The organism is Pseudovibrio sp. Ad13 (genome assembly GCF_001623225.1).
Lineage (GTDB): Bacteria > Pseudomonadota > Alphaproteobacteria > Rhizobiales > Stappiaceae > Pseudovibrio.
Window position 1 is genome coordinate 1 of the sequence record NZ_LMCC01000023.1, and the last position, 14,409, is coordinate 14,409.

At 48.0% G+C, this 14,409-nt stretch carries 15 protein-coding genes; 7 read left to right on the forward strand and 8 right to left on the reverse strand.

All coding sequences use genetic code 11. The features are described from left to right. On the forward strand, nucleotides 1-205 hold a 205-nt coding region (locus tag PsAD13_RS27975; RefSeq protein ID WP_206599788.1), incomplete at its 5' end, for a hypothetical protein. A gap of 117 nt (nucleotides 206-322) precedes the next feature. Here PsAD13_RS27975 and PsAD13_RS25050 read toward each other — a convergent pair. Together PsAD13_RS25050 and PsAD13_RS25055 are read right to left on the reverse strand one after the other, a co-directional pair. Then, on the reverse strand, nucleotides 323-1,126 hold the full coding sequence (locus PsAD13_RS25050) for a glycoside hydrolase family 16 protein (protein WP_063319814.1): 804 nt from the start codon (nucleotides 1,124-1,126) through the stop codon (nucleotides 323-325). 321 nt (nucleotides 1,127-1,447) lie between these two features. Continuing rightward, on the reverse strand, nucleotides 1,448-2,488 hold the full coding sequence (locus PsAD13_RS25055; RefSeq protein ID WP_193777097.1) for a LacI family DNA-binding transcriptional regulator: 1,041 nt from the start codon (nucleotides 2,486-2,488) through the stop codon (nucleotides 1,448-1,450). Nucleotides 2,489-2,650: 162 nt separating this feature from the next. Between PsAD13_RS25055 and PsAD13_RS25060 the strand changes: the two genes are divergently transcribed. The 5 genes from PsAD13_RS25060 (at nucleotide 2,651) to PsAD13_RS25080 (ending at nucleotide 7,589) form a co-directional block, all read left to right on the forward strand. Next, on the forward strand, nucleotides 2,651-3,646 hold the full coding sequence (locus PsAD13_RS25060; protein WP_063319816.1) for a TRAP transporter substrate-binding protein: 996 nt from the start codon (nucleotides 2,651-2,653) through the stop codon (nucleotides 3,644-3,646). A gap of 101 nt (nucleotides 3,647-3,747) precedes the next feature. Then, a complete protein-coding gene (locus tag PsAD13_RS25065; RefSeq protein ID WP_063319817.1) occupies nucleotides 3,748-4,254 on the forward strand; it encodes a TRAP transporter small permease in 507 nt (168 codons plus the stop codon). Nucleotides 4,255-4,369: 115 nt separating this feature from the next. Next, nucleotides 4,370-5,647 (forward strand): TRAP transporter large permease, encoded by a 1,278-nt coding sequence (locus PsAD13_RS25070; protein WP_063319818.1) that lies wholly within the window; start codon nucleotides 4,370-4,372, stop codon nucleotides 5,645-5,647. A 167-nt stretch (nucleotides 5,648-5,814) separates the two neighbouring features. Beyond that, complete coding sequence (locus PsAD13_RS25075; RefSeq protein WP_063319819.1) at nucleotides 5,815-6,705, forward strand: NAD(P)-dependent oxidoreductase; 891 nt, start codon at nucleotides 5,815-5,817, stop codon at nucleotides 6,703-6,705. Between the two features lie 20 nt (nucleotides 6,706-6,725). Then, a complete protein-coding gene (locus tag PsAD13_RS25080) occupies nucleotides 6,726-7,589 on the forward strand; it encodes a sugar phosphate isomerase/epimerase family protein (protein WP_063319820.1) in 864 nt (287 codons plus the stop codon). Between the two features lie 583 nt (nucleotides 7,590-8,172). Here PsAD13_RS25080 and PsAD13_RS25085 read toward each other — a convergent pair. From PsAD13_RS25085 to PsAD13_RS25105, 5 genes are all read right to left on the reverse strand, one after another. Beyond that, nucleotides 8,173-9,045, reverse strand: a complete 873-nt coding sequence (locus tag PsAD13_RS25085; RefSeq protein ID WP_063319821.1) for an NAD(P)H-binding protein — start codon at nucleotides 9,043-9,045, stop codon at nucleotides 8,173-8,175. A gap of 44 nt (nucleotides 9,046-9,089) precedes the next feature. Further along, nucleotides 9,090-9,644, reverse strand: coding sequence for a class I SAM-dependent methyltransferase (locus tag PsAD13_RS25090; RefSeq protein WP_063319822.1), 555 nt, complete (start codon nucleotides 9,642-9,644; stop codon nucleotides 9,090-9,092). Beyond that, complete coding sequence (locus tag PsAD13_RS25095) at nucleotides 9,637-10,131, reverse strand: ferric reductase-like transmembrane domain-containing protein (RefSeq protein ID WP_244275210.1); 495 nt, start codon at nucleotides 10,129-10,131, stop codon at nucleotides 9,637-9,639. The genes PsAD13_RS25090 and PsAD13_RS25095 overlap by 8 nt, the downstream gene beginning before the upstream one ends. Before the next feature lie 164 nt (nucleotides 10,132-10,295). Further along, nucleotides 10,296-10,961, reverse strand: coding sequence for a hypothetical protein (locus tag PsAD13_RS25100; RefSeq protein WP_153040967.1), 666 nt, complete (start codon nucleotides 10,959-10,961; stop codon nucleotides 10,296-10,298). Nucleotides 10,962-11,055: 94 nt separating this feature from the next. Next, entirely contained in the window at nucleotides 11,056-11,886 is an 831-nt protein-coding gene (locus PsAD13_RS25105) for an ester cyclase (protein ID WP_063319825.1), read from the reverse strand. An 83-nt stretch (nucleotides 11,887-11,969) separates the two neighbouring features. Here PsAD13_RS25105 and PsAD13_RS25110 point away from each other — a divergent pair, with 83 nt between their 5' ends. Beyond that, the gene (locus PsAD13_RS25110; protein ID WP_084404820.1) at nucleotides 11,970-12,884 is read left to right on the forward strand and encodes a LysR family transcriptional regulator; all 915 of its coding nucleotides are present in this window, start codon (nucleotides 11,970-11,972) and stop codon (nucleotides 12,882-12,884) included. A gap of 160 nt (nucleotides 12,885-13,044) precedes the next feature. On the opposite strand, the gene PsAD13_RS25115 is transcribed toward PsAD13_RS25110, so the two are convergent. After that, the gene (locus tag PsAD13_RS25115; protein WP_244275213.1) at nucleotides 13,045-14,340 is read right to left on the reverse strand and encodes an adenylate/guanylate cyclase domain-containing protein; all 1,296 of its coding nucleotides are present in this window, start codon (nucleotides 14,338-14,340) and stop codon (nucleotides 13,045-13,047) included. Between the last annotated feature and the right edge of the window lie 69 nt (nucleotides 14,341-14,409).

The window sequence follows — 14,409 nt, forward strand, 5'->3', positions numbered from 1 at the left end:
ATCGAACTCATCGATTCTCCCCGCTGCCAGCGATCCCAAATCTCGGCTCGTTGTGCGGCAGAATAGTAAATACGGCGGCGATACGTCATGTCGAACACTCCATCTTTATTCAAAGATTAAAGTGTTGAGACCACCAGTTGAAACCACCGCCCTTTGCCAAATCCCCCACGATCTCAGTGCGTTGCATTCATTCTTAGAAATCTGATCCTGTCTCAACTAATCTGAGCCCAAAATCTCGATGATCTCAAGCCGAGCCGTCGATAATATCAAGCCGCTACATGTAGCCGGTGCGACGTGGGATCTGCTAGATCCCACGTCGCACTTAATCCGTGCCCTTGGAAACGTATAAAACTGACGCAGATTCAACTTGAAAATTCCATTGCTGATCTGGTGTGTCTGAAGGCTGTAAGGCAGCATCATAAGCCCAGGTCCATCCTGTTGCACTTGGAGCCCAGAAATTGAAAGTGAGGCTCATGTCGGATTGAGGAACTTGTGAGGATCTTCGAACTGTAGCTCCGTTTACTAGCCAGGTGATGCCATTTGGTGACCAGATGATATGCAGATCAATAGGATTGCCGAACACTTGATCAATGGAGTTTTGTACAGCTGTGCCTTGGCTGCTGTCGAGGAAAACATTTGTGTTGATCTGCGGCTTTGGGTCGTTCCAGTATTTTGAGATCAACTCGAAGTCTATCTCATCTCTCTGGTCAGCACTTTGATGTCTGAGATTATAGGCAAACAAGGCGGCAACAGCACCTTTGGGCATCAAGGTAGGGCATATGACTCTCGCGTGAAAGGCGACCTTCGCGTAGCGGCTCAGTCCCCATTTTTTGATTGTATTGATCTGAGCGCCGAGCAGGTTAGTGTGGTTCGGGTCAAGTGGGTTGTATGTGCTAAGCCTTAACTGAGCGCGGCCATTTTCGACAGGTGTGCAGCCAACTGAGCCTTTGAAGTCAGTTGGGTTACGCAGTGCCGTGCGTCCCAGAAAAGACGGGTTGTAACCAGGATGCCAGATAGGGCTTGTCCAGACAGAACGATCCACGTCCGGACCATCGGCAAAAACGAACTTTTTGATAGTCCACGGTCCAGGCTCGATTGTTTCGAGAAAGTTGCTTTTAGCATCCATAATCTCATCCCTAGTTGATCTGATTGAGCTTCAGGCTACCGTAGTGTGTCGCTTAGACTGTTGCGTCGGTTCTTGCGAGGCACAGTTACGACCGCGTAAAGCAGCAAGGTTAGCCAAGAACTAAGTCCCCGCTCAATTTGCTCAAGGCAACCTGCAAGCAGGCAGTGCGACCAGCTTCCTACGCTGCGCTTCGTGCAGCCGGTCCCCTTCGGTCGCCCTGACCTTGAGCAAACTGACCGGCTCCAAATGACAAGGAAAGTGAAAGCAGGCCTCACTCGGAGGTTGCTCACTTACCAGATCAGGAGAGCCGGACACTGGTAATTACCCATAGGTTGCTCCCCATATGTTCTCTTTGGTGATAATCTCAACAGACAATATATCTGGTTGAACTGGTTTATTGTTTAGAGATGCGAGTAAGGCATCAACCGATTTACGCGCTGCGTGACGCATGTTTTGGTGGATAACTGCATCCATGGCTCCCTCCAACAGATAGTTCTGTGTCTTGGGGGTGAGATTGTGGCCGATCAACATAATTTCACCGGAATGACCCGTCTCCTTGAGTGCGCGTACAACCCCTTCATTGCCGCCGCCCACATTGTAAATGCCTACAACTTCTGGATAGCGTGTGAGTAATGCAAGAGTTTCCTTATAGTTGCCGTCAATATCATCACTTCCACTATAGGTGGCCAGCACATCATTATGAGGGAACTCTCGGCGCAAAATTGCACGGCAACCCATCTCCCGTTCTTCATGACTACGATAGAGCTGTCCGCCAGATAAGATTGCAATTGGTCCTGGGCTTTTTGCCATTCGCCCCATAAGGTATCCTGCGGTCCTTCCTGCTGCGCGATTGTCGATGCCCACGTATCCCACAACTGACTTACTCTCGATTCCGGACAATAGCGCCAGAGTTTGAATTTTATAGCTCTGCAATTCTATAAGTGCATCATGAACTCGGGGGTCATCCAAGGCCTGAAAAGCGACGGCATCAATGCCTTGCCCGATACAGTTTCGAAGTTTGCGCGCAAGAACGGATGGTTCCATCTTTCTTGTAAAGACACACTCTATAGTAGCATTTCCCATCGCGCCGACTTCTTGGAAACACGAAGCCAAATAATCGGTTGAAGGGCCGGCGTCCTCCGGCAAAAACACCTTGAACCGCCATGGTTTACTGCGAGCGACTGGAGTTTCACCATTTTCGATTGCGGCTTTTGCTTGAAGTACACGTTGTCGTGTGGATTCACTTACATTCTTTCTGTCGTTTAATACGCGATCGACCGTAGCAGTACTGACGCCAGCAATATTGGCAATCTCGGAAATTTTTGCAGTCTTTTTGACTGATGTTTGGAAATAATCTTGCATAATCACATCAACTAACATCAATGATGCATGGTCACAACATTCATGGGGCATCAAAAGGCATCAATTTGGTTGAGTTGATGTCTTTTGCATTCACAACGACCAAAATGATGGTCTATGAGAGTTTCTACTGATGAGCGAGGGGGCTTATCAAGGGAGGAAACAATGTCCATTAAGAAAAAGTTTTTGGCAGGTATTGCCTGCGTTATTTTATCTTCTGGCGTTTCAAACGCTGCTGACTTCACATTTAAGTATGCAAACGATCAACCAGAAAGTGCAATCCGATCAAAGTCGATGATCTTCTTTGAACAAGAGCTGGAGAAGCGCTCTGGTGGTCGTATCGATGTTCAGAACTACTTTTCTGGTGTGTTAGGAACAGAGCGCGAAATGATGGATCAGCTCACCACTGGCCTTTTGCAAGGGACACGTGGCGGTATGTTTGCCGAAGCAAGTGCCAAGTACAATATCTTCCTTCTGCCGTTCCTCGTCGAAAATTGGGACCAGATGGAATGCCTGGTAAAGAGCGACTTCACCAAGAGCCTGCAGGGAGAAGCTGCGGCTAATGGATATCACATTCCTGCAACGGGTATTTCTCAGGGGTTCCGCGCGCATACCAACAATGTCCGCCCATTGACGAAAGTTGCGGATTTGCAAGGGCTCAAGATGCGAGTACCGCAACAGGAAGTGTACATCGAGACGGCTAAGACACTTGGCGCAAGCCCTCAGGCAATGCCATTTTCCGAAGCATACCAAGCATTTAAGACTGGTGTAATTGACGGTCAGGACAATCCTCCAGCAAATATCTGGGATTTCAAGGTCCATGAAGTTCAGAAGTTCATGTCCATCACCAACTACTCGACCGGCCCAGATCCTTTGCTTGTGAGCAAAGCCTGGTATGACGGTCTGCCAGCCGATCTGCAAAAGACCTTTGATGAAGTTGCTGTCGAGGCGCTTTTGCTCTCCGACAAGATGTACCGCGAAGCAGAGGCAGAACTCATCAAGAAAATGAGTGAGTATGTCACTATCAATTATGTCGAAGGCGATACGTTGAAGGGGTTCCAGAGCGCGGTGCAGCCAGTCTACGACACTTTTGTCAACAAAGGCGCGTTCTCCATGGATGAGGTCAATGCAGCAAAAGCTGCTGCTCGTTCCTGTTCCTAATGAAAGGCATTGACTGAAAAAAAAAGGCATCGGGCAAGCAGTCCGGTGTCTATCTTAGTCAGACAATGTACTGCGAAATGGCTATTCTTCAGGGAGGAGAAATGGGCTTTCTCAAACAGTTAGATAACACGATTGCTAAGGTTCTGGAATGGATTCTTGTTGGTCTGTTTATGGTGTTTTTTGCGTTGGTCTGCATTCTTGTCGTTCTGAGGTATGGGTTTAATGACACGATCTACGGCGGAAACGAGTTTGTCACCATCGCGTTTCTGTTTACTTCGGCCCTTGGGGCGGCTGTCGGTGTGTCCAGACGAGAACACATCGCGATTACTGTGTTTGTCGACCTTCTGCCGGAATGGCCGAAGCGGATCGCATATTGCCTTCAGTTGGCGCTTGTCGCTCTGATCAACTCCTACATGGTCTATTACTCATGGAACTGGATCAAACTGACTGGCAAAACTGCATGGCAACCCTTTGATTGGCCTCAGGGAATTGTCCAAGCCTCGATCCCTGTCGGGTGTGGGTTAGCCGTTTTATTCTGCCTGATCAAAATTCTGCTGACGCTTACCAAACGAGAAAGCGTTGAGTTGCTCTGGGTTCCTGAAGATTGAATAGGTTAGGTAGCCGTATGCGGAACGAAGATACAAACAATAAAGATCGTGAACTTGGCGCTGCACCTCAGTGTTTTGAGCAGCCTTGTCTCCTTGGGAATTTATAGGGATTCAGATGATTTTACTTCTCGTCAGCTTGTTCATCCTGCTGTTTCTGGGAGTGCCGATTGCATATGCCCTCGGCCTGTCTGCTCTAAGCTACTTTTTGATCGAGCAACCCATGCTTATTGGCATTCTCCCTCAACGTTTGTTCGCTGGAATAAACAATTATGCATTGATATCTCTGCCGCTTTTCATCCTTATGGGATTTGTGATGAACATTGGCGGCATCACTGAAAGACTGCTCAATCTTTCTCTCTTCTTTGTCGGGCGATTTAAAGGTGGGCTTGGACTGGTAAATGTTGTCGCATCAATGATCTTCGGCGGTATTTCTGGTTCGTCTGCCTCGGACACAGCATCTATTGGCTCAGTACTAATTCCCGAAATGAAGAAACGTGGCTACCCAGCCAGCTTTGCCGCAGGGATCACCGTCGCATCTTCAACAATGGGAATGGTTATTCCACCAAGCGTACCAATGGTGATTTACGCCATTGTTGCTCAGGAATCTGTCGGGCAGCTCTTTCTGGGAGGCTTGATACCAGGACTGCTCATTGGTGTCTTCCAGCTGGCAATCGTTTATTGGGTGTCGAAACGCAAAAACTTCCCGACCCAGCCAATTGCATGGACCTTTGAGAACGCTATCGCACAGGTCAAAGGGGCGGGCCTTGTGGTTATTATGCCAATACTGATTGTCGGATCAGTCGTTTTTGGAATAGCAACCCCAACAGAGTCCGCCGGGCTCGGGGTCTTGTATGGACTTATTCTTGGTTTCTTTTTGACTGGCCTTGGCAGCCTGAAACGACTGCCGGAATCGATGCGGGTAGCTATCCTGACTTCGGCGAAAATCATGATGATCATCGCTTTTTCGCAGCTCTACATCTGGGTGCTCGCATTGGAACGTGTACCCGACATGTTAGCAGCTTATGTGGTCAGCCTTGATTTGGGACCGACCGCTCTTATGCTAGTGATCGCAGTTGTGATTTTGATTGCAGGAACATTTATTGACGTCAGCCCGGCAATTCTACTTCTGACGCCCGTTCTTCTGCCAGCGGCGACTGCCACCGGTGTGTCAGGCGTGCAGTTTGGTGTTGTTCTCGTATCAGGGCTGGCAGTAGGAGCATGTACACCTCCCGTTGGCAACTGCCTCAACGTTTGTGCAGCCATCGCCCGAATGGGAATTGGCTCTATCTTTCTTGGAGCAGCACCATTCCTTTTAGGCAATGTTGCTGTTCTCATCCTGATTTGTCTCTTCCCTCAGTTGGTGCTTTGGGTGCCGAGCCTTGTCTTTCCTTAGCCTAGGCGGGAATTGATCGAACTAGGGCAGTGAGGTGTCTTCCGGACCCGCCCGGCACGTGAGTGCTTGAAATCCTCATGCAAACGGCTTGCCCTGCAGCTTTTGCGAATGTGGGGTTGTGCCTAATTTCTACTCACCGGTGCGGCCGGAAGAATTAGGAAAGTACAATGAAGCGTACAGGTGTAATCGGATTGGGAGATATGGGCAGCGGTCTGGCCAAAAACCTGATCCAAAATGGTTTTGAAACCACAGGTCTTGATCTCTCGAAAGTTCGTATGGATACTTTCGCTGCGATGGGAGGCCAACCCGCTACCAATATTGCTGAAGTCGCTAAAGCTTCAGACGCGGTCTATGTGATGGTTATGAATGGCGATCAGGCAAAGGCAGTCATTTTGGGGCCTGATGGACTAGTAGAAAATATGACGGAAGGTGGTGTAGTTGTTCTAACTGCTACCATTAATCCGGGCGAAGCCCGCGAGATTGGTGAAGCTATGGCTGATACAGGCATACACCTAATTGACTCTCCAGTCTCCGGCGGGTTTCCTGGAGCACAAGGTGGTACGCTTACCATGATGGCTGCAGGTAGCTCTGCAGTACTTGATGAGTACGCTCCTGTGATGGAAGCGGTGTCTAAGACTATTCATAGAGTTGGAAGCAATGCAGGTGATGGACAAACGGTAAAGTCTTGTCTTCAGTCGCTGATTGGCTCCATCTTCTCGGCAACGTTTGAAGCTTCAGCACTTGCTGCAAAAGCAGGTGTTTCTGGCGATGTACTCTTCAAGGTGTTCTCAACATCTGGTGCTGGGTGTGGCGTCTCAAATACTGCTCTTGAGAAAATTATCGACCGACAGTTTGAAGGTACCGGTTCGCACATCGGAACCATGCACAAGGACCTGACCATTTGCCTGGACATGGCAAAAGAACTGGGAGTTCCAATGCACACTGCTTCAACTGCAATGCAAATCTTCCATGCTGGCAAAACCAAGTATCCAAATGGAGATAACTGGGTTTGCACGCGAGTCATCGAAGAAATCATTGGCGCTGAGCTACATCGGTAAGACTTCAAGGAATTTTAGATATGAAACTAGGTGTAATTTGTGACGGCATCAGCCGTGATCTGGCTCATACAGTTGATGTAATGGATGAGTTTGAGCTTGAGTATGCAGAACTTCAGTTTGTTGGCGATACTGAGGTTGGAGATCATTCAGCTCAAGAAATAAAGGAAATTGATCAACTCCTCAGAGGTCGCGGCAAGCCTGTTTCCTGCTTATCTCGCCACATTTTTGCTGGTATGACAGGAGCGAACAAACCCGGTGATGAGTTGCATGTAAAGCACATAGATTCTCTCAAGCGCGTCATAGACATGGCACATGTAGTTGGAAGCCCGCTTGTCCGCATTATGTCTCCTAAAAAAGAACAGATTCTTTGGGGTAATAACGGAGCTGAAAAGTGGAATGTTGCCAAAGGTGCCTGGGATGCCATGCTACCATTAATTGCACCTGCAATTGACGTTGCTAAGGATGCGAACGTCAAGCTCGTCGTTGAAACTGGAAACGGCACAATGGTCAATTCCAACTATACCGGCCGAAAACTCATTGATGATCTCGACGCAAAAGGCACCCTCCAAGTTCTGTGGGATCCTGCTAACAACTGCTGGTGTCATGAACGCGCATTCCCGAATGGATACCATGAGGTAAAAGATGGCTACTTAGGCCATGTTCACATCAAGGACGTGCTTGTTGACACGCCACGTGCGACACTCACCGTCAAAAAAATGGGTGAAGGTCAGCTTGCTGATCAGTTTAAGCCAATAGCTGATGCTCTTCGCTCTGATGGATACGATGGCGTCATTTCCTTTGAGAGCGTCTATCACCCTGGAAACAACAATTTTGAAGACGGCTTCCGGCAGTGTGTTGGGTTGTTCAAAGACCTATTCGCATAAGGAGTAAACTCTAGCTTTATGGCTGTGCCGGGTAATCAGTAGATCTTTAGGCAGGTCTATTGGCGCGGTCTGATCTAACTAAGAAAAAGAATGTGTTTCGCTACATAGCTCTGCTTTGTCGAAAGTCAATTGTAAGAGCTGAGCGTAATCACACCCTTCATGTTATGCCTCCCAACAGGCGCTACTCACACCCGATGCACTCGTCATCTGTATCGGGTGTTTTTTTTGAGATAAACAGGGGGAGTTGTTACTTGCACTGCTTCAAAGTGTTTAACTCCTGATAGATCCAAAGAGTGTCATAAACCTTGTCTGCAAAATTCTCAATTTATAGCTTGAAAAGTTGAGCATCTCACACCCAGTGCTCTCATGAGCATTGGGTGTGACTTCATTCTTGAACTGACGTGGGTGGATCACAGCATCATTTGGATCCGTAATCAGGGCCGCCTAAAGTAACTTTGTCTTCGGCCTTGCCCAAATGTGCATTGAGATCAGTCAGGCTTCTTACAATCTGTGAGTTGCAAACTATGTTGCCGAACAAATGACGAATATCACGAGCAGTCAGTATTTCTCTGAGGCGTTACCGTTAGAACGTTGCGTCCACAAACTCTTCAAAACTGCGATTTACTCCGGATAGTTGGTTGGGAGTAAACTCGGCAGTCAGCGTTCCGTCGTCTACACCACGATGAAGCTCATTAAACATTTCTGCGTAGTGGGTACTAAAACCGATATGAGGCTGAGTATAAACTTCCAGAGATTGTTCGTCGGACAGTTCAACGACTACAACTTCTTTCCCTGTTTTGTTGCCGATTAGTCGAGCAACTTCTGCAAAACTTAGTCGTTGACCATGAATCTCATCGACGATCTTGCCAGTCCAGAATTCACTGCTCAGCCATCTCACTGCGCGGTCTGCAATGTCACCAGTTGAGTTGTATATTGTTGTGCTAGCAGATTTCACAGGTAATGGAATGATACCCTTCTCATCGATTGGTGATTTGAACCAAAGGAAGTTTTCCATGAAATAGCAGGCACGAAGATGTACAACGTTTGCAGCGGTACGATTCAGTTCCTGCTCTGCATGGAACAAGCCTACAATTGGACCCGTGCCATAGGGCATGTGAGCTCCATAAGACGATTGGAAAACAACACGTGGAATGTCGTTGACTTCAATGGCGGATCGGAAGATTTTCCCTTGGTGGATGAAGTCTTGCAGATAGGTACTGGAACCATTGTTCGGTGGCACAACAATATAGAGCATTTCGAGGCCTTCTGTGGCAGCAATTAACTGTGTAGCATCAGAAATGTCACAAGAAACAACGGTGACCGAGTCCCCATAGGCCTCAGTAGATTTCTCTGGGCGATGATCCAGCAGAATAATCTCATGGCTACCTTCTTCCAGTAGGCGGCGGACAATCTTGCTTCCAACATTGCCTCGTGGCGCAGTAATCCCAATTTTCATTTGAAGTTTCCTTAGTTGAGATGAAATTTGAACTGAGGTTTAAGCTAGGGCGTTACTTTACGCAGGACGAGTGTCTGCCCAGCTTCTATGTTGGGTAACGACTTCCAGCGTGCAGGGTCGTTAAAATCGAGCGTAAGCTTGCGGGCAGACTGTAAATCCGCCAGCCCAAGATTTGCACAAACTAGGACACCCGTAGGGGTCAGAAGTTCACGTACGCGCTCAATGGTCTGTGGAGATGGTGCGAACCCGTCGAAAAAAGCCATGTCGTAAAATGGAGAAAGGTTGTCTATGACAGTGTCGAAGCTTCCTAGATGAAGCTTGACCCGATCCATCAGACCAGCATTCTCTAGATGCCTAGCAGCGAGGCGAAGATGCAGAGGGTCCTTGTCAATTGTGTCCACTTGTGCCGGGCTGCATCCATGGGCAAGACAACACGCTGTATATCCAAGGGCAGTACCAAGCTCGAGCACTCGATCTGGGCGCAATGACCGAGACAAAGTCGTCAGCGATGGGCCATCTTCGAAGGTGTAGGCTCCGCAACCATGCTCCGCAAGATGAAGCCGCGTAGCAGTTTGGATATGATGAAATGGATCATTCATTCTCTGCACCCTTCACCATGTTGAATGTCCGTAATTTATATTGGCGTAACCAGAACCCGATGCGAAAAAGCTCAAGTATCGCAAGCGGTCCAAAATGGACGAGAGCGGCCGTCGGGCTATGCCAATTGTGCAAGGCGGCCCAGTGGAGCAGTGTTAATATTGCAGCTGGATAGACAAAGCGCTGCAAGGTTTTCCAGTTTCGGCCCATTCGGCGTACGAAGTAGTCCATGGATGTCATCGTTAGCGGGAGAAAGATTCCTAATGCCACCCAACCAGTCCAGATGTAGAACCGCGGAGCCTCAGATAGGACTTGCTCAACAGAAGACTTATCAATGAAGTAGAATACTGTGTGCAGCAACACGTAGCCGAAGGCAGCCACACCCAGATACCGACGGTTTCTCTTCAACCACAACGCGCCGCGCCAGCCCTTGAACAGCATGCATAGGGGCGTCACCATCATGGCAACGACTAAAAATCGAGCTGACATTTCGCCACTAGGATGAACCATTCTGTGGAACACCCAATGGTCAGAAGAGTTGACCACTTGTGAGATCATAAGGATGGCAGGGAACGAAAACAGTGCCCATAGCCAGTAAGGAGATAAACATGAGAGACTTAGTTTCATACAGAGCTCCTTCCGGAGAGTGGTGGTTACCTGCTAAAGTGCTGGATCAAGTACTCAATTGCTTCGTCGATAATGACCGGATCTTCGTAGAATTGCAGTTGTCCAGCTGCCTGCAGCCAAACAATGTTTTTTTCATCTGAGCCTGTAAGCTCGAACAACATTTGTGGGATTTCACGCCCGCATGCTGCGTGTTCGCTATGAACCATCAGCATGGACGTTTTTAGCTTCGGAAGGGTGAGATCAGTTCGCCATCCCCAGATGCCAGCTTCACTCATTGTTGCCATCTTATTTTCCCAGTTGCCGCGATGAGCAAACCAGGGATGATGCAAAGCCCAGGGGGAGTACCAGTCATTTGGCGGCTGATGTGTCAACAAGGCTTCATCCGAGCCGGTAACCGGAATATACTTAACTTCATTAGTCTTCTCAAAAAGAAGTCTCGCATTATCAGACCGCTGCTTCCGCGAGTTGATAGATTTTTCATCGCCGAGGTACATCAACGCAGTCTGCGGTGTCAGGTAATGACCTGCCACTAGCGCAAGGAACTTAACCCGTTTGTCCTGAACACTTGCTTCAATAGCCCAGTTCACACCTTGACAGACACCAAGCAGTCCGAGGTGGCTGGAGGGGGCATCGATAGACTGATCAAAGCTATCAAGCGTCACTGAGCTTTGAACCTTTCTTACAAGTTCCATCGTTTGGTTATCCTTGGTCTTTTACGAGGTATTGTCGGTGAGGGAAGCCTCCGCAGGGGCCAGCTTGCAGTCAAACAAGCCAGCAACTCCACGCTCAGTGCTTGTTATTCAGGATTCCCAGCTGAAACATTGCGCCAAGCCAGTTCTCCATATGCCAGATCTCTTGGATCTGACCATTACGGATCTCCAAGATATCGGTGGCTTCGATTTCAAAACTTTTTCCATTGGTTTCAAAGCCAAACAGATTACCTTGCGGTGTCCCGCGAATAACCGATCGCACGACTGTCTTACCATCGCCGGTGATCACGTCCAGATTTTTGATGCTAAAATCCGGGATCATTTCTAGAAAATGCTCGACCGCTTGCTGCATGGATCTTGGGCCAGGATTGGTACCAGGCTGGATTGGGTTATTGACCATATCTGGCGCCATGATTGTGCTAAAGATCGAGACATCCCGAGTATTGAAGGCATTGTACAGTGCTTCCACCACTTCTAGGTTGGTTGTAGGCACCGACACTTCGGTACGATCAGGGCCACAGTCGATTACTTCCACGATCGTAGCCGCAGACATAAAGCGTTGTCCTTCTGGTGTCACAAAGGAGGCATTCAGCTTCATTTGTGAAAAGTCAAAAACATCGACAACGTTTGCTCCGTTGTCCTCGGTCCAGCTAAGCAGGACGATTTCGGAAGTTAGGTCAATCCGATCAAGTGTTTCGTCGGCGGTTTTGCCAGTTTCACCATTTGGCGCGCTGAGATAAGTCCAAGTCAGCGCATTCTCTCCACTAAAAGAAACGCAGATGCCATAACTCGCAACCTCATACTGAAAACTGCGATCAGTTAGGAGTGTTGCATCCGCACTGCCATGGGCGAAGAGTGACATCGGCACAGCCAATGCGGTTGCCATCAGTGTTTCCATTAGCTTCATTTGTAAATCCTCTTGCGACTTGATTAAGAAGTTATATGGGTGCAAAAGAGATATCTATCAAATGAATTTAACGGATACTTGTTATGCAGAAATCGAATTTAATGAGATATAATGCTAGCCACTTGGTGGTATTTCAGTCACTTATGAGAACACGGAACGTGACAATCACAGCTTCAGAACTGAACATGAGTCAGCCAGCTGTCAGCCGGGTTCTTGTCCATCTTCGCGAGATGTTCCGGGATCCATTGTTTGTGCGCAGCAACAAGGGAATGGTGGCTTCTCCTCGTGCTCTTGCTATTGCAGATCAGGTTTCAATCGTGGTTGAAGAGCTTGCAGATCTCATATCAGGTGAAGAGTTTGATCCATCTGCTTCTGAGCGTGTTTTTCGTATCGCCTCAACTGATTATGGAGTGCATACAGTCATTCAACCGATCTTGCCTGAGTTGAATCGTTTAGGGCCCAGACTTCAAATAGACATTGTGCCCATCTCTACGGAGAGCCATAAAGAACTGATCAATGAATCCTTGGATTTGTTACTTTTTACAAAAAGCCCATCTGAGATGAGTTTCAGTTCGCAGTTTCTCTTTAGCGAAACCTACTCTGGAGTATGCCGTAAAGATCACCCACTGCTGGCAGATGGTCAGGAAGTTTCCATTGACGAGTATGTGAGCTGGCCACATATGGTTAGCACTCCCCTAGGGCGAAAGGGTAGCATCGTGGATCGGCTATTAGCAGAAATTGGTCTCTCACGACACGTGGCACTACGCCAGCCATACTTTGCGACAGCACCGTTGTTGCTAGCAAACAGCGACATGTTGCTGACAATTCCTACCCGTTCCGCAATGTTGATGTTGGATCTAGCACCACTGCAAACATTTGAACTGCCTTTCACTATGCCCGGGTTCGATTATAATCTACGCTGGCATCCTCGCAGCGACAAAGATGCAGCCTTAACCTGGCTGCGGGAGCAATTATGCAGGCAATTTGTCTCAACCTAAGGAACTTAAGATAAACGATGAGTATGACAAGTGCTGGCTAAAAATAAGGTAACAGAGCTTAAGTACCTGTCTAGAAGAAACCAAAGTGCTCTGGCAGACATCCATTGTGTCATATGCAAGACCAGTCGCCCTCAAACAAAACTACCGTCTGGATTAAAACCTAATCTTTTGCGGAAACAGAACGCTTAAACCCAAAGATTGAAATCTCGCTCGGCCGGCCCCTCAGTATTGCAGGTGGCAATCTTTGCCAGTCGTCGTTTATCGTGTCCAAGCCAGCTGCCAGTAGAGTTGTTTCAGTCGTGATTACATCCATGTCTATCTCTTTAGCCAATTGTTCTAATCGCGCTGAAATGTTCACTGCGTCTCCAAAAATTGTGAACTCAAGACGGGTTTCATTACCAACCACACCTGAAAATACTTGGCCGTGATGTACACCGATGCCGGCACCCACCGGCAGTTCGCCTTCACGTATACGATCCTGAGACCAATGGTTGATGTCTGTTGAGAGGCGGTGAGCACAGTTTAACGCACGTAGAGGCGCATCATGCCCTTCAAAAAGCAGCATAGCGGCATCGCCGATGAATTTGTCGATGATTGCATCGGTGTCTTGTCCTGCAAGTAATACGATTTCTCTGAATGCGTTGATAAAAACACTTACGTCTTTGGGCTTCTGATCTTTCGACCAGCTGGTGAAGCCACGAATGTCGACAAACAAGATCGTCATGTCTTGCTGTTGCCCTTCCCGTAAAACTTCTAACTCACCATCAGCCAGAGTGTCGACGATTTGCATAGGGAGATACCGGACTAAATTAGCTTTCTGTCTAGCCTCTGCAATAGAGCGCTGCAACAGAAAGCGAGTTCGCCGAACGGCAATGACTAAAACAGCCCCCAATATTGCAACCATCAACAGGCGTAATAAATTCGGTGAGGTTTCTAGCGCCAAGACGACCCGATGAGCAATATCTTCGGTGATTACTGTAGGCTGCCAAAAAACCAAGAACGCCAGACCAGTAGTTGTCAAAACACCCACATAGACCTGAAGCCACAGATTAAAACGTAGGGCACCGAAAGCGAGGATTACAGGTGCTAGCCAGATTACTGGCATTGCAAACAAAATGTCACCTGGGATCTCAGAGTTTACGAGAGAGAGCCAACCATTCAAGAACAGAAATAAACAGTCAGCTGTCACCGCAAACCAAGTCATCCAAGGTTGAAAAACATTTCGCTGTATTAAACAATAACTGATAGTGCCAAGTGCAAAATAGGAAAGAAAGGCAATGGCAGCGAGAACCAGCTGCCACTTCAGGTATTTCTCCCCAGTCCCTTCTACTTCTTTCACAGAGAACAGCAACACCGCGACTAATACTACAGAAAATGCTATTCTAATAATCGCGACAGTACGTTCCGCCTCGATTTCAGCTGCACGAAGCAGCTTCAACCCTACCTTGCTACGCATTTTCAATACCTTTTGGCCTCCTAGCATCACAGCATTGAGAACTTCTAAGCCAGGTTTTCTGTCACTTTT